This is a genomic window from Desulfitobacterium sp. LBE, assembly GCF_007830365.1.
GTDB lineage: Bacteria > Bacillota > Desulfitobacteriia > Desulfitobacteriales > Desulfitobacteriaceae > Desulfitobacterium > Desulfitobacterium hafniense.
On record NZ_VLKD01000001.1, the window covers coordinates 4261994 to 4278349 of the forward strand.

The following is a 16356-nucleotide window of genomic DNA, read 5'->3' on the forward strand; positions in this document are numbered from 1 at the left end:
ATGTGTTCAGGCTAAATAAAAAGAGACGGTCATGGATTCATGACCGTCTCACCTTAAATGCCGTCGCACTTGTCACATTTGACTAAGAAAACTTCCCCATCCTTGCCGGAATAGCTGATGGTCTTTTGGCACACTGAGCAGACCACTTGAAAGGGATGCTTTACTTCCTGCTCAGCTTGGGGAGGAGTTGTTTGTGGTGAGGTTTGTAAATTCATCGAGAAGAAGGCCTCCTTAGAAAATTAAAAATAGATAAATATATTGTACTACATGTTGCAAGCATACACAAATAAGAGTGGTCCGGATTGAATAGACTAAGGAGAAAAATAAGGAAATCCTGAAATGAAGAGGCTTTGAGGGGAGATATGAGATGGAATTAAAAGAAATTGCGCCTGAGATCTTTTGCCTGAAAGTTGCAATTGATTTAAGCGAAGAACATGTTAACTTGTACATTCTCCGTGGTAAAGTCCCCACATTGATCGATGCGGGAACGAATACCCCTGAAGTTTATCAAGCCATTCAAGAAGCCTTGCAGGAATTGGGTATCCAGCGCCTGGAGCAAGTCCTGCTTACCCATTGGCATGTGGATCATGCGGGGGGAGCTGAGAACTTAAGAAAAGACGGTGCCCGGATTCTGATCGGGAAGCGGGATTATGAAGAATGGGTTGATTTCTGCAGCGGCAAAAGCTTTAAGGTTTTTGAAGAATATGCGGGGCAGGTTTGGGGAGTGCCCCCAGAGCAGCTGGCCATGATTTTAAAATACAATAAAAAACTGGCCTATCTCACAGCACTGCCGGAGGAAGTCGCCAAGATAGAGGTTGGGGAAGTGATCCCAGCCGGCAACGGCACCCTCAAGACCATCCTGACCCCCGGGCATACGGCAGGTCATATGTCTTATTACGAAGAAGACCTGGGGCTGCTCTTCTCCGGAGATTTCCTCCTGCCCGATGTGGTTCCCTATCCGGGAGCATGGCTGGAAAATGGAGCAATAGTCAGCGGACTCCCCAGTTATATGCGTGCCTTGGAACGGGTAGAATTCCTGGGTGCCAAAGCCTATTTCCCGGCCCACGGCAATGCCCGGAGAACCCCGGCATCACGCTGTATGGAGATCCGCAACCAAATCCTCAGGCAGATTGACCGCTACACACCCTCAGGATCGGTCTATGCAGGAGGCCTGGAGTTAAGCAAAGGCCATTTTAACCCCCTTTCCGCATTTGCCTATATGCATTATGTTTTTGGCTGGGATTCCCTGAAATTCCCCTCAACTGCCTCAAAAACAGCTTCAATGAGTTAGTAAAAAACTAAGGCCTCTCCTTTGGAGAAGGTCTTTTTCATACTCCGAAAAAACGTGGTATACTAAGAAAGATTAATCCGGCTGCTGAGATTTTTCATAAATACCAGTACCCGGCAACACTTGAAACTCGCCTTGCCCGGCGGAAAATTTGCGTATGACACTAAATTGCGTATGACACTAAATATTGATAAGGTGAAAAAGATGATAAACAACGATCAATTCCCCATCCCCAAAGAAAAAAGAGCCCATGGCGGCACCTATCGCAAGGCCAATATCGCTCTCGGCCTTTCAGCCCTTGGCTTAGCTGCAGCCTATCCATTCCAGAGCGCCTTCTGGGGAGGGCTTGTGACGAGCGGTTGTTCAGCTGCCTTAGTGGGGGGGCTTGCCGACTGGTTTGCAGTCAATGCCCTGTTTCGGCGTCCTTTGGGAGTACCGGCAGGAAAGGTCTTCCGTACAGAGATTATCCCCCGCAACCGGGAACGAATATTTCTGGCTTTACGGTCCATGGTGGAAAATGAATTGCTTTCCCATGAGGTTTTGAAAACCAAAGTGGAAACCTATGATTTTGCCGCTCCTGCCACTGCCATCTGGAAGGCGCTGGATAGAGATTCCCTGCAGGACATTCTTACCCGGTGTCTGCAGCAGCTCCAGGAGAACCTGAGAGACAGTGTCCAGGAATTGCACCAAGAGAGCCTGGCGCTTTTGGAGCAGACAAGCATACGGGAAGAGCAGTTTATCCCTTGGGCTGAAAAAGCTTTCCATAATTTATTAGCCGGCCAGGAGGGAAAAAAGGCTGTTGCCGCCCTGCTGGACAACCTTAGTCACTGGGTTCAGGAGACCGAGATTCATCTTTGGCTGACCCGCTGGCTGGAAAAATCCATCGAGCGCTATATAAGCCAGAGTTCCTCCCGGAAGTTCCTGGCCATGTTTCTGCCGGACCCTTCTCAGCTGGCCCACAGTCTTCAAAAACAGCTCGCTGATTATCTGCTGGAGGACCAAACCGCTGCAGAGGTTCTGGAGTGGTTGAAGAAGGCGCACTTAGCATCCACAATGTATTCTAAGCTGGCTGAGACCCTCACTGCAGATCTTATCCAAAAGCTTCATACCCCGGAAAGTGTCCTTGCCTTAAAGAAGCAGCTTTGGCGAAGCTTGGATGAAGGTGTTCTTTCCCTAAATGAAAGCCCGGAAAAACGCCATGGTTTTAATCAGCATGTCCAAAGTCTCTTGCTTCCTTTTCTCGATAACAAACATGAGAAAATCGGCGAGATCGTCCATGAAGGACTGGAGAAATACTCCAATGAGATGCTGGTGGAATTGATTGAATCCAAAGCCGGGGATGATTTGCAAATGATTCGGATTAATGGTTCTGTAGTCGGAGGGGTAGCGGGTATAGCTATCTATCTGGCAAGTCAGCTATTGGTCTGAGCAAGGAGGACTAGCATGGACTATCATCGTAAAGCCAATAGAGTTCTGGGAAGCGTTTTTATAGTATTTCTCATTGCCGCAGGATTAAGGTTCACCTATCCCACGGCTCCAGGGGTTCACTTCTTTCTCTTTGTCAGTGAGGCGGCCCTTGTCGGGGGACTGGCGGACTGGTTTGCCGTGACGGCCTTGTTCCGCAAACCTTTAGGCTGGCCCTATCATACGGCCTTGATTCCCCGCAATCGGGAGAAGATGGTGGAAGCAATAGTAATCATGGTTCAAAACGAACTGCTCAGTGAGAATCTCCTGCGCCAAAAAATACAAGGCTTCCGCCTCAGTCCCTGGTTGATCAGTAAAGTAGAAAAATCCGGAGGAGCAGCATTTCTTGCCGAAAAGCTGGGCACAGCTTTAGGGAAAGAGTGCCAAAACCTGAAGATACCTGAGTCTGCTGCAGTTTTAGAATCTATGATCAGAAATAAGCTTATGGATTCAGGATTAGCGAAACTTTTTCTTGCCAAGCTACGTATCATGGTTGAAAAGGATGAACTTGACCCCTTGCTCAAGGAGGGAATCGACAAAGGTATCGACCTGGCCACCACACCCCGGGCCAAGGAACTGTTGATCCAAGTTCTCGGGCAAATCCAGGAAAAACAAATAGGCAACGGGGGCAAGCTTCAGAAAACGATCCTGGGGCTGTTTCAGGTCACCGACGGCATCAATCTGGATGAGGCAGCAGAGGATCTGCAGATCGAGCTCATCCTCCATTTAAGAGAGCTCCAGGCCCCTTATCATCCCGTAAGAGGTCAGCTAAAGGAACTTATACTTGAGAAACTGCAAAGCTGGGAGCGGGATCCTGATGCACTAAATACCCTGGAGAGCTGGAAAAACACCCTGCTCGCGGAAACCACACTTCAGCCTTTTCTGGAAAGCCTTCTGGAGCAGGTGCAAGTCAGCTTGCAAGCAGGAAGGCTTCCTTCCGGTCAGGCACTTGACCATGTACTGGAACCAATGCTGGCTGCTTGGTGGTCTGCTCTGAAGGAAGACACTCATTTCCATGCTCTGGTTGATCAATTTGTTCAGGATGTGCTGGCCCAAGCCTTACAAAGCGAACATGCAGTGATCGGCCAAACCGTCCGTGATACTCTGGAGAGCTTAAGCAATGAGGAACTGAACCATTTCATCGAAGATAAAGCAGGCAACGATCTCCAATGGATCCGTATCAATGGCTCCCTGGTGGGGGGGATCGTGGGAGGACTTCTTTTTGTAATCTTGAATTACGGCTACAGCCCTTTGCTGGAGTTAATAAAGCTACATTAAAAATAGATTAAAAAATGGAATTTAATTTGACTCCACAAAGCATCTGGCATTACAATAATATAGACTGACCGAACAGTCGGTTCTGAACAGATGGATAATTTAATAATCTATATTATTTGCGATTGCAAAGATAGGTAAAGCTCCCATAGGCTTGCCGAAAATGGTCTTTCAGAAGGGGGGATATGAGAACCAAGTGTGAATCCAAATGTGATCAAAAAAAGCGTTTACCTGACAAGGGAGAAAGTGGTCGGGTTCGCTTGGCAAGAATTAAAACGGAGGATCCTTAACGTGGGAAAAGAAGAAAAGCGCATAGAAATCCTCAAGGCAGCCCTCAAAGTTATTTCCGGGGTAGGATTTGAGGGGGCAAAGATGGAGGATATCGCCAAGGAGGCGGGGGTAGGAAAAGGTACGATTTACGAGTACTTTGACAGTAAAAATGCCTTGTTTTTAGAAATGATTCATTATTGTACCAAGTGTTTCCAAGAAGGGCTATTAAAGACCTTGGCGGAAGGGGAAGACATGTTGGGGAAGATTAGGAACTTATCCATGTATGGTGCAGAATTCCTGAACGCTCATGCCGTGCTGATGAACTCACATATTGCCCATCAAGCCCTGCCCGAAGACATGAAGACACAGATGAAGAGCGACTGGAATTTGGTCTATAAAACCATCGAAGATGAGGTCAGAAAAGGGATGGAAATCCAGGAGATTCGTTCTGATGTCGATCCGGAGATGGCTGTTGCGGTAATCATCGGAGGAGTGAATCAATACGTATTCAAGAAACTTATTGAAGAGAACTTTACGCCTCAGGAGATCGATCATACAGGGATCGCTAAGACCATCCTTACAGGCCTCCTTTACTAAAACCCGCCGCCTTGGTCATCAGCATACATACTCATTACCTAAACCTTATTCTCGACCTTATTATTAAAAAAAGAACATGACAAAAGAGCAAAAGTTCCTTACACATCAAAAACTTAGGGCTTAGACCCAAATGGAGGATTACGATTATATGAAGTTAAGGTTTCGTTTATTATCAACTGCCCTAATCATCGGCTTGACCCTGACCGCTACGGGGTGCGGTTCCCAAGCAGCCCAGGCGGTAGTTGAAGAAGAATCCTATATTCCTGTTGAAGTTCAGCCGGCTGCGGCCAAGACTTTAGTAGAGACGGTGGTTTTCAGTGGGAAGGTAATCTCAGATCAAGAGGTCTCTATCGTTCCTAAAATGCCGGGAAAGGTTACCAATATTAACGTCAAGGTAGGGGATACGGTCCAGGCAGGACAAGTGCTCTTCACGATGGATACGGTTGACCTGCAGAAATCTGTCGATACGGCGGCTATAGCCGTAAAAAGTGCTGAGCTGTCTTATCAGATGACCAAGGATTCCCTGGATTCGGCCAAGGAGAATCTGGAACGGCAAAGAGCCCTTTACGAAGCCGGAGCTATTTCCAAAGTCCAGTTTGAAGGTATCGAAGATCAGGTTACCTCCTTGGAGAATAACCTTAAAGCAGTTCAGCTCCAGGTGGAGCAGGCTCAACTGGGCTATAACCAGGCTCATGACGCTATATCCGATATGACCGTAACGGCACCCGTCAGCGGAACCGTTGCCGCTCTTAATGTAGTGGTGGGGCAAATGGCTTCTCAAGCCATGGCAGCCGTGACGGTTACCCAATTGGATGCTCTTTATGTTTCCTTAAGTGTTCCTGAGAATATTGTCAATACCCTTAAAGTGGGACAAGAAGCAACCGTCATCATTAATTCCGCCGGGCAAAAGGAGATCAAAGGCGTCTTAACCAGCCTTGCTCCGGCAGCGAATCAACAGCTCGGCCTCTATCCTGTTAAAGTGACCATTGAGAATACAGAAAATCTGGTTAAGCCGGGCATGTTCGCTAAAGTTGAGATTCCCACCGCAACCAAAGAGAATGTCCTTGCTGTCAACAGTGAAGCCGTTGTTTTGAAAAACGGAGAATATGTAGTCTTTGTGGTTGAAGAGGAGCGCGCTGTCGCCAAGAAGGTGGTCTCCGGCCTGGATACCGGGGCTGAAGTGGAGATCCGCGAAGGCCTGCAGGCCGGAGAGCAAGTGATTGTCAAAGGCCAAACCTTAGTTGAGCAAGGAAGCAAAGTCAAGCTGGTAGGGGGGAGCGAATCTTGAAACTAGCGGAAACCTCCGTCAAGCGCCCTGTTACCATTATCATGACGGTTTTGATCGTCATTCTCTTAGGAACCGTCTCCTTGACCCGTCTGCCCATTGACCTTTTTCCGGAGTTTGAACTTCCCATGGCCATCGTCATGACCGAATACTCGGGAGTTGGTCCTCAGGAAATTGAAAAATTGATTACGAATCCTATTGAAGGAGCCGTATCTTCCACCGAAAATATTGATATCGTAACCTCCACCACCACAGAAGGTACGTCCATCGTCATGGCCTCCTTTAAAACGGGAACCGATATGAACTTTGCCACTCTGCAAATGCGCGAAAAGGTGGATATGATCAAATTCGCGTTGCCCGAAGGGGCCGGTTCACCCATGGTTCTCAAAATCGACATCTCCATGATGCCCATCATGCAACTGACCATGTCTTCGGCAAATGTGGATTTAGCCCAGTTGCAGGCCCTGGCTGAGGATGAAATCAAGCCGCGGATTGAACGGGTCAAAGGGGTTGCCTCAGTCTCCATCAGCGGTGGCTACGAAAATGAAGTAAAAATAAAAACCCATCAGGAAAAAATGCAAGGCTATGGTCTAAGCATCAGTACTCTGTCCGGTATCCTTGCGGCAGAAAACCTTAATTCTCCCGCCGGGGAAGTTAAAAAGGGAAACCAGGATCTAACCATCCGTACCACAGGTGAGTTTCAAACTCTCCAAGAGATAGAAAACCTCCTGATTCCTCTCAACACAGGGGGGCAGGTCCGGTTAAAAGATATTGCCGATGTGGAACTTGGCCACACGGATGTGACCACTATTTCCCGCACCAACGGCTTACAAAGTGTCAGCATTGCTATTCAGAAACAATCCGGAGTCAACACCGTGGCCGTTGCCGAAGACATTACCAAGGCTATCGGCGAATTAAAAGCAGAATTTCCGGAACTGACCCTGGACACAGTCTATGATGAATCGGTGTATATCAAAGAGACCATTAATACCGTGTTCAAAGAAGCCCTTCTCGCCGGTATTCTGGCCATCGGCATCCTTTTTGTCTTTTTCCATAACCTGCGCACCACCTTTATTACAGCAACCGCCATCCCCATTGCCGTTATGGCGACCTTTGCTTGTCTGTATTTTATGGATGTCAGCATCAACATGATGACCTTAGGCGGTTTGAGCCTGGCCATGGGCCGTCTGGTTGACGACAATATCGTAGCTCTGGAAAACATCTACCGCTTCCGGGAGGCCGGGCATTCCAAATTTGATGCCGCCATTAAAGGGGTGTCAGAAGTAGGAATGGCGATTACGGCCTCGACCTTGACCACCGTAGCCGTATTTTTACCTATTGTCTTCGTTGAAGGCCTGACAGCCACCCTTTTCCGGGATCTTGCTCTCACCGTAGGGATATCCTTAGGTGCTTCCCTGCTCGTATCCCTGACCTTGGTTCCCGCCTTATCCGCTAAAATCATGAAGGTTGGGGAGATTCCTGTGGGCCGCAAAGGGCTCAGAGGCCTTTTTGACGGCTTTGGCCGGGGCTTTGATAACGGCTTTGGCCGGATTGAGAAAAGCTATCGGCGCTTTCTTCACTATGCTCTTGGTCATCGCAAAACCATCGTCGTGGGCTCCATTCTCATCTTTGTTCTCTCCGGAGCTACCACTTTATTTGTGGGAGCAGAATTCATGCCTTCCTCTGACGCGGGACAGATGACAGTTAGTGTAAAACTGCCTGACGGAGCTCAATTAGAGGATACAGATGCCGCCATTGCCGAAGTGGAAAAACACCTGGAAGGAATTGAGGAGGTCCAAACAGCCTTCGCTCAGGTCGGAGGGGGAGGACTGATGTCCTTCGGTGGTGCATCAGGGAATTCAGGCTCCATTACAATCCAGCTGGTTCCGCTTATGGAGCGGGAGCGCAGTGTTGATGAAGTGGCCGAGGAACTTCGTGCTTTGACTAAGGATATTCCCGGAGCCAAAATCGAAGTCGCGGTGACCGATATGATGTCCATGGGAACAACGACCCCTATCGATATAGCGATTAAAGGGGACGAACTCGACCAGCTGCAGCAGATTGCCACAGATATTCAGGCCATGGTGGCCTCTGTAGAAGGAACCCGGGAAGTAAAAACCAGCATGGGGGAAGGAATTCCTGAAGTCCAGGTGGCAATTGACCGGGAGAAGGCCTCTAAATACGGGCTTACCGCCTATCAGATTGCCAATGGTCTGAAAGGTACTCTTTCCGGGACCACGGCCACAAGATATCGCTATGAAGGAAAAGAGATCAACGTGGTCATCACGGGTGATGATACCTTTAAGCAATCCCTATCCAATTTAGAACAAACCCCCATCACAACACCCCTTGGTACAGATGTGCCTTTAAGCCAGATCGCCGAAGTGACCATTGAACGCGGCCCCACAGCCATTGAACGTTCAGGCCAGGCTCGTGTCGTTCATGTGAGCAGTGATATTGTGGGCCGGGATCTGGTCAGCGTCACCAATGATATTCAAGCCAAGCTCAACAATTATCCTCTTCCCAATGGCTACACCTATGATATGGGCGGAGAAAATGAAGAAATGGTTAAATCCTTCCAAGACTTAGGGATGGCTTTAATCCTGGCGATTGTCCTGGTCTACATGATTCTGGCCGCTCAGTTTGAGTCCCTGATCCATCCCTTCACGATTATTTTCTCGCTGCCCATGGGCTTTTCGGGAGGAATGCTGGGCCTCTTTATTACCAGGAGTACGATCAGCGTTCCGGCCTTTATCGGGCTCATTCTCCTTACGGGTATCGTAGTAAGTAATGCCATTGTCTTGGTAGACTATATTAATAAGCGCCGTGAGATGGGCGATGGCCGTGAAGAAGCCATTGAGAATGCCGGCCCCATCCGTTTGCGCCCCATCATGATGACCTCACTGGCTACAGCGCTGGGCCTTATTCCCATGGCTGTGGGCATAGGGGAGGGCGCAGAGACCATGGCTCCCATGGCTATCGTGGTTATCTTTGGTATGACTCTATCCACCCTTTCCACCCTCATTCTGGTTCCGGTAATCTACACTATCAATGAAGACTTTAAGAATTTCCTGAAAAGAAAGGGTAAAAGAAAAGCAGCCTCAGAATCCAGTGAAACCGTCACAGTCTAGTGAATCATGGGGACAGGTCCCGTGATTCATCCTAGGTGAATATGATTCACCTGAGTTATTAAATGAAAGAGGAGGGCAAAGCGCCCTCCTCTTTCATTTGACCAGGTTAAGTGTTATTCTTCCTCTTCCCGATACTTACCCAGCGCCAACTCCACTTTGCGCAGGTGTTCATAGGTCAATTTGCGGGCCATATCCGCATTTTGGTCCCGGATCATTTCGTAAATATTTCGGTGATCTTCAAAAAGCCGGTATGAAGTACCTTCGGTGGTAGCCGACATCCAAAGGGCTCGGGTCACTTGCAAAGTCTGGCCCATAATTTCCTGAACAGTATTCATCATCCGGTCGAGGAGAGGATTCTCGCTGGCCTTGGCTAAGGTCAGATGGAATTTTAAATCAAGGGCCTCACTGTTCTGGGCATCCGGCAAATCATTTTCCATCTGCTCAATGAGTTCTTTAAGGGTTGCCAGCTCTTCCTCGTTGCGGCGCAGGGCGGCTAAACCGGCAGCTTCCACTTCCAAAGCTTTGCGGACCTCAAGAATATTCTGCAGCTTATTCTTTTCCAACAGGAGAATAAAAGTCAAGGGCTCGATAATAGCGTTGGAGGCATTCGCCTTGACATAGATGCCGCCCCCTTGGCGGATCTCTAAAATTCCTGTTAAGCTCAGAGCAGCCAGGGCTTCCCGGACCGAAGTCCGTGAGACCTGAAAACGTTCCGAAAGTTCATTTTCGGTAAGGAGCTTATCTCCCTGAGAAAGTTCGCCTTTCACAATAAGCTCTTTAATTTGATCTAAGATAATTTCAGTGGTCCGTTTGCTTTTAATCGGTCGAATATCCATTTCTTTTACCTCGCAATTTAGATCATTGATCACCGCTTGTTTTTTTTAATAATTCTTACTTGCGTAAAAATTATATCATATTGCACAGGGCAGGGGCTAGTACCCTGCAACATCTAATTCCCCGCACATTTCCCTCGCCGGGCTGGGCAAACTCATTCTCAAATCTGAAAATGCGAATAAATGAGGTATAATCAGAAAGTTTTTTTTAATCGAAAAGTTCTTTTTTTCCCAATGTAGGAATTTATCAAATCTCACCGAATAGTATAGTGTAATAACACAGCGTATCATAGGATGGTCAGACCAGTGGATACGTACTCATTATAGCTTATTCATTATTTTAATTCCACATAAGGAGGATTTATTGTTATGTTAAAAGCGGAAGCTTTGAATGAACTGATCCAAGTCCTGGGCAAAGAGAATGTGGTCACGGAGCATGAAGAACTCCTGTCTTACTCTTATGACGCCACAGCAGCTATGCCTCATCAAACTCCGGATGTCTTTGTTACCCCAAAGACCACGGAACAAGTCTCGGAAGTCATGAAGATTGCCACCAAGTATGATCTTCCCGTTTATCCGCGGGGATCGGCTACCAACCTCAGCGGCGGGACCATTCCTATTGAAAAAGGAATCGTTATGTCCATGCTGCATATGAACCAGATCATCGAGGTGGACGCTGAGAACCTGACGGCGACTGTTCAACCCGGTGTGATCATTCAAGATTTAAATGATGCGGCCTTAGAGCATGGCCTTTTCTATCCTCCCGATCCCGGTACAGTAAAAACTGCCACCATGGGCGGTTCTGTCTCCGAGTCCTCCGGTGGTCTGCGTGGGCTGAAATACGGGGTGACCAAGCATTATGTGATGGGCATGAAGCTGGTTCGCGCTAATGGGGATATCATCAAATGGGGCGGCAAAACAGTGAAGAATGTGACCGGCTATGATCTGACCGCTTTATTTACCGGCGCTGAAGGGACCCTGGGTATCATCACCGAGATCATTGTCAAGCTGAATCCCGTACCCGAAGCCAGAAAAGCACTCCTCGGCGTATTTGATGATATTGATAAAGCAGGAAATGCCATTGCCGCCATTATCCGCAACAAGGTTATTCCCGCAACCCTGGAAATCATGGACAATATCACCATCCGCACGGTAGAAAACTTCACCCATGCCGGACTTCCTGTGGATGCTGAAGCAATTTTGCTCTGTGAAGTAGATGGCTATAAGGAAGCCGTTGAGCGTGAAGCAGCTCTGGTAGAGAAGATTCTTAAAGAGCAGGGCGCTGTAGAAATCAATGTGGCTAAGACCGATGAAGAACGGGACAAGATCTGGCTGGCTCGCCGGAATGCCCTGCCTGCCCTGGCTCAGCGCAGACCGACCACTGTACTGGAGGACGCTACTGTTCCCCGCAGCAAGATTCCCCACATGATTAAAGCTATCCGCCAAATCGCTGAAAAATATGATCTCTTGATCGGAACCTTCGGTCATGCCGGTGATGGCAATCTCCATCCCACGATTCTGACCGATGAGAACAACAAGGAAGAAATGGAACGCGTCGATAAGGCTGTCGAGGAAATCTTCCAGGTAGCCGTATCCTTGGGCGGAACTCTTTCCGGTGAGCATGGTATTGGCATGGCTAAAGCCAAGTTCTTGCCTCTGGAATTCGGTGAGGCCGGTGTAAAGCTCCTGAAAGATATCAAAGAAGCATGTGACCCTGATTATCGCATTAACCCTGGTAAAATGGTGAGGAGGGACTAAGGTGAGTATTTACAGTTCACTTGACTCCATCCAAGACGAATTAAATAAATGTATGAAATGCGGAAACTGCCAAGAAGTTTGCCCCATCTACAAAGAAAACCGCCGGGAAGTCTCGGTGGCACGGGGGAAAATCAGCTTGGTTCAGATGGTCATGAAGGGTGAGGTGGAGATGACAGAAGGCATTGCCGACCGTCTATCCCTCTGCACCACCTGTATGGCCTGCAATAAGATTTGTCCTTGTGGAGTTCGCTTTGATAAAATTATTCTGGCCGCCCGGGCCGAAGCCGTTCGTAAAAAAGGCCTCCATCCAGTCAAGAAGATTGCCTTTACCGCCCTTAAAGCCAACCGTCTCTTTGACTTTGGTATGAAGATGGGAAGCACTTTCCAAGGGCTGGCTATGAAACGTGTTCACGGCAGTGATAAAGGAGCCCGTCTCCGTATTGATATCGGCATCGGTAAGGAAAAGATCCTGCCCAACCTTGCTCCCCGCCCCTTAAAAGATGAACTTCCTGAAGTCACCAAAGTAAAAGAGCCCAAAATGCGGGTGGGCTACTATATCGGCTGTATGACCAACTACTTCTACACCGATATGGGTAAGGCCGTCGTCGATGTCTTAAAGGAAAACGACTGTGAAATTGTCGTTCCTAAAGATCAAGGCTGTTGCGGAACTCCCGCAGCCGTCAATGGGGATGTGGAATCGGCCAAGGCTTGCGCTCGCCGCAATCTGCTGGCTTTTGAAAAGCTGAACCCTGATGTGATCATTTCCAACTGTTCCTCCTGTGGGGAAGCATGGAAGCACACTTTCCCGCAGATTTTCGAAGAGGATTCGGAAATGAAAGCTTTAGCGGACAAATGGGCAGCCCGGACCTATGATATAGCGGAATTCCTGATTCATAAGGTTCCCTATAAGAAAGAAGGGCTGGGACCTGTTCAACGCAAAGTGACCTATCATGATCCCTGCCACTTAAACCGTGGTCAAGGGGTCAATCAAGAACCCCGTCAGATCCTCAACTCCATTCCCGGTCTGGAATTTATTGAGATGAAAAAACCGGATCGCTGCTGCGGCATGGCCGGATCTTTCTACCTGGTTCATCCGGATCTGTCCGGTCAGATCGGCGCCAAGAAAATTGCGGACATTGCCCAAACTCACACCGATACAGTGGTCACCGGCTGCCCGGCCTGCCGTTTACAACTGACCAGTGGTGTGATGAATGCCGGCTTGCATGAAAATGTCATGCATACCGTTCAAATTCTCGCTGAATCCTACCAAGCAGGTAAAAAAGGAGCAAAACAAGCAGCCCGCTAGGGGGCCTTGCTCTTTGTTCTCCATAATGTGTTCAATAAGCTGAAGACGATTCAGGGGAAAAAGTTGGGACTTAAGCAGTGCAAACTTCGGTTTGCACTGCTCTTTCGCATTATTGGCAGATACTTTTATTACATAATAAAAAGGAATATATATAGTATATCAAGAATGCTTTGACAAGAAATTCTGAAGGCAATCCTCACCATGCCGAATATTAGTTAGGATATTCTCTGAATATTCTTTTATAGCATGTACAGCAAGAACAGATAAAGGGGTGCGACGATGGAATTAACTTCGGCTATCGCCAATAGAATTGTAGAATTTATTTATGAACAAAGCGGGTACCATAGTATCGTGTGCGATCCTTCGGCCCGCATTATCGCTGACTCGGCTAAAGCCCGGCTGGGTGTGATCCATGCAGGAAGCCAAAAGATTTTAACCAGCAGCCAGGATACCGCGGTGGTTACCGCAGAAGATGCTGAACGCTCAGGAGGAAGCATGAAGGAAGGGTTCAGCCTGGCGATCAAGCTCAATGGAGCCAAGATCGGAAGCTTTGGCATTGCCGGGCCCTTAGCCATTATTACACCTATTGCCAAGGTGGCTACAGGTATGGTCGTTACCACCATCCGGGATGAAGAAATTAAGGCCACCATTCGGGAGCAGGTTCAAACCCTGACAGCATCCATCGATCAGGCAGCGGCAGCCATAGAAGAAATGGTCGCCTCCTCCCATGAGGTAACTTCGATTGGGGTAGCGGTGGCAGAGCAGGCGCAGAAAGGCCATGAGCAAGTTAAAGCCACAGAAGAAATTCTCGACTTTATTCGGCGGGTCGCCAACCAGACCAACTTATTGGGGCTTAATGCCGCCATCGAGGCTGCCCGGGCGGGAGAGCAGGGTCGGGGCTTCCAAGTGGTGGCAGGAGAGGTGCGCAAGCTTGCCGAAGACAGCAGCCGTTCGGCCAATGATATCCAGGTCATTCTGAAGAACTTTCGGGATACCATCGAAGCTGTGGCAGCAGGTGTGAGCCAGAGCGGCAGAATCAATCAAGAGCAGGCCGGCAACACCCAGAATATCGCCGCTATGGTGGAAGGGGTAAAAAAAGTCGGTCATTACCTGAGTAAGCTGGCCGATGAGTTATAATTTGTCGCTAATTTATATTTGACCTTTATTGACCTTTGTACTAAAATAAGAGTATCGGGAAAGGATATAGTGAGAACAATTAACGGTTACTGGTTAACAACAGACAAGTTACTGGTTAAAGAACAGACAAGGAGGATTCTTAATGAGCTATTTAGTGCCAATGGTCATTGAACAAACCAATCGTGGCGAGCGTTCCTATGATATTTATTCAAGACTGCTTAAAGATCGCATCATCTTCTTAGGGGGACCGGTTACTGATGATGTAGCCAATCTGGTCGTCGCCCAAATGCTTTTCCTGGAAGCGGAAGATCCTGAGAAGGATATTTTCTTATATATCAATAGCCCGGGAGGATCCATCTCCGCAGGGATGGCTATCTATGATACCATGCAATACATTCGCGCCGACGTCCATACTATCTGTGTCGGTTTGGCGGCCAGCATGGGAGCTTTCCTCTTAACCGCCGGGGCTAAAGGCAAGCGCCAGGCTCTTCCCAATGCCGAGATCCTTATCCATCAGCCCTTAATCGGCGGCGGCGGCATCTCCGGCCAGGCTACCGAGATCGAGATCCATGCCAAGCATTTACTCCGGGTCAAAGAACGTATGAACCGCATTCTCGCTGAACGCACAGGCCAAACCATCGAACGAATCGAAGCGGACACAGACCGTGATCGCTACATGACGGCGGAAGAGGCCAAGGAATACGGCCTGATTGATGAAGTCCTGGAAAAACCCAACCAACCTAAAAAATAAGAACCATTGTGAAGCAAGGGAACTATTCTCTTGCTTCACTTTTTTTACCCAACTCATGATGAGCTTGAGTAAGATTATGGATAATATATACAAACCAGCAAAATCCAGCTATAATTTACATATCTGTTGATAGATATCAAAACACATGCGAACGAATTAAAAAGGAGTAGAGGAATTGAGCACGCGACGGATTAGAAAGGCCATTATTCCGGCAGCAGGCTTGGGAACCCGGTTTTTACCCGCTACCAAAGCCCAGCCCAAAGAGATGCTTCCCATCGTGGATAAACCGACTATTCAATACATTGTCGAGGAAGCCGTTCACTCCGGAATCGAAGATATTATCATTGTCACCGGCCGCAATAAGCGGGCCATTGAGGACCATTTTGATCGCTCCATAGAATTGGAGACCTTTCTTCAGAAAAGTGAGAAGGAAGAACTCCTGGACATGGTTCAGGATATAGCCCGGATGGTGGATATTTATTATGTGCGCCAGAAAGAAGCTTTGGGGCTGGGACACGCTATTTATTGTGCCAGGAAATTCATCGGCAAAGAGCCCTTTGCCGTCCTGTTAGGCGATGATATTATCCATTCCGAAGTACCCTGCCTCAGGCAGATGATGCATGTCTACGAACGGCATGGGGCCAGTATCGTTGGCGTCCAACAGGTACCTCTGGAAGATACCTCAAAGTATGGAATTGTTGACGCGGTACCTCTCGATGATTCCTTATACCGGGCTCTGGACCTGGTGGAAAAGCCACAGCCTGAGGATGCTCCTGAGGCCCGTTTGGCTATCATGGGCCGCTATATTCTTAATCCCGAGATTTTTGGCATCTTGGAGAGTATCCCCCCCGGCAAAGGAGGAGAGATCCAGCTTACGGACGGTTTAAAAGAACTGGCCAGGTTCCAGGAGATTCTTGCTTATGAGTTCGACGGACAGCGTTATGATGTGGGGGACAAGCTGGGTTTTGTTCAAGCCACCATTGAATACGCCCTGCGCCGGGAAGATCTCGCCGAACCTCTCATGCGCTACCTCAAACAACGGATTGAATCGGATGAATAGCGGAGAGAGTGAATACGAATCACAGGGACAGGTCCCTTGATTCTGGGGTTGCTCACTATAAATAACGTGATTTTTAAAGAGGGCACAGCCCTCTTTTTTGCTCCATAAAAATCCCATACTGCCGGCACGATAGAATTTGCTGTTCTTTTTTCGCGAAAGCTTGTACCCCTGGGTAGACTTATGCCAAATCGGACAAGCTGA

At 48.3% G+C, this 16356-nt stretch carries 13 protein-coding genes; 11 read left to right on the top strand and 2 right to left on the bottom strand.

From position 1 onward, the window contains the following. Window positions 1-53: 53 nt before the first annotated feature. Complete coding sequence (locus DESLBE_RS26670; RefSeq protein ID WP_005817143.1) at window positions 54-215, bottom strand: hypothetical protein; 162 nt, start codon at window positions 213-215, stop codon at window positions 54-56. Between the two features lie 152 nt (window positions 216-367). Between DESLBE_RS26670 and DESLBE_RS20110 the strand changes: the two genes are divergently transcribed. The 6 genes from DESLBE_RS20110 (at window position 368) to DESLBE_RS20135 (ending at window position 9310) form a co-directional block, all read left to right on the top strand. After that, window positions 368-1291, top strand: a complete 924-nt coding sequence (locus DESLBE_RS20110; RefSeq protein WP_005817141.1) for an MBL fold metallo-hydrolase — start codon at window positions 368-370, stop codon at window positions 1289-1291. Between the two features lie 201 nt (window positions 1292-1492). Then, complete coding sequence (locus DESLBE_RS20115; RefSeq protein WP_058490550.1) at window positions 1493-2716, top strand: DUF445 domain-containing protein; 1224 nt, start codon at window positions 1493-1495, stop codon at window positions 2714-2716. A 15-nt stretch (window positions 2717-2731) separates the two neighbouring features. After that, entirely contained in the window at window positions 2732-4030 is a 1299-nt protein-coding gene (locus tag DESLBE_RS20120; protein WP_058490552.1) for a DUF445 domain-containing protein, read from the top strand. A 288-nt stretch (window positions 4031-4318) separates the two neighbouring features. Further along, complete coding sequence (locus tag DESLBE_RS20125; protein WP_035214699.1) at window positions 4319-4894, top strand: TetR/AcrR family transcriptional regulator; 576 nt, start codon at window positions 4319-4321, stop codon at window positions 4892-4894. A 148-nt stretch (window positions 4895-5042) separates the two neighbouring features. Next, window positions 5043-6182, top strand: coding sequence for an efflux RND transporter periplasmic adaptor subunit (locus DESLBE_RS20130; protein WP_035242977.1), 1140 nt, complete (start codon window positions 5043-5045; stop codon window positions 6180-6182). Continuing rightward, window positions 6179-9310, top strand: a complete 3132-nt coding sequence (locus DESLBE_RS20135; protein ID WP_018212284.1) for an efflux RND transporter permease subunit — start codon at window positions 6179-6181, stop codon at window positions 9308-9310. Before DESLBE_RS20130 ends, DESLBE_RS20135 begins: the two co-directional genes overlap by 4 nt. 113 nt (window positions 9311-9423) lie before the next feature. Here DESLBE_RS20135 and DESLBE_RS20140 read toward each other — a convergent pair whose 3' ends face one another. Continuing rightward, window positions 9424-10146, bottom strand: coding sequence for a FadR/GntR family transcriptional regulator (locus DESLBE_RS20140; RefSeq protein ID WP_026183926.1), 723 nt, complete (start codon window positions 10144-10146; stop codon window positions 9424-9426). 366 nt (window positions 10147-10512) lie between these two features. Between DESLBE_RS20140 and DESLBE_RS20145 the strand changes: the two genes are divergently transcribed. The 5 genes from DESLBE_RS20145 to galU all read left to right on the top strand — a co-directional run bounded on the left by DESLBE_RS20145 (window position 10513) and on the right by galU (window position 16155). Beyond that, window positions 10513-11901 (top strand): FAD-linked oxidase C-terminal domain-containing protein, encoded by a 1389-nt coding sequence (locus DESLBE_RS20145; RefSeq protein ID WP_005817128.1) that lies wholly within the window; start codon window positions 10513-10515, stop codon window positions 11899-11901. A 1-nt stretch (window position 11902) separates the two neighbouring features. Continuing rightward, window positions 11903-13207, top strand: a complete 1305-nt coding sequence (locus DESLBE_RS20150) for a (Fe-S)-binding protein (protein WP_011461049.1) — start codon at window positions 11903-11905, stop codon at window positions 13205-13207. A 279-nt stretch (window positions 13208-13486) separates the two neighbouring features. Beyond that, a complete protein-coding gene (locus tag DESLBE_RS20155) occupies window positions 13487-14344 on the top strand; it encodes a sugar diacid recognition domain-containing protein (protein ID WP_144678053.1) in 858 nt (285 codons plus the stop codon). A 142-nt stretch (window positions 14345-14486) separates the two neighbouring features. Next, the gene (clpP, locus tag DESLBE_RS20160) at window positions 14487-15095 is read left to right on the top strand and encodes an ATP-dependent Clp endopeptidase proteolytic subunit ClpP (protein WP_011461047.1); all 609 of its coding nucleotides are present in this window, start codon (window positions 14487-14489) and stop codon (window positions 15093-15095) included. Between the two features lie 175 nt (window positions 15096-15270). Next, window positions 15271-16155 carry a UTP--glucose-1-phosphate uridylyltransferase GalU gene (gene galU, locus DESLBE_RS20165; protein WP_018305574.1) on the top strand — a complete coding sequence of 295 codons (885 nt, stop codon included), beginning with the start codon at window positions 15271-15273 and terminating at the stop codon, window positions 16153-16155. Window positions 16156-16356: the final 201 nt, after the last annotated feature.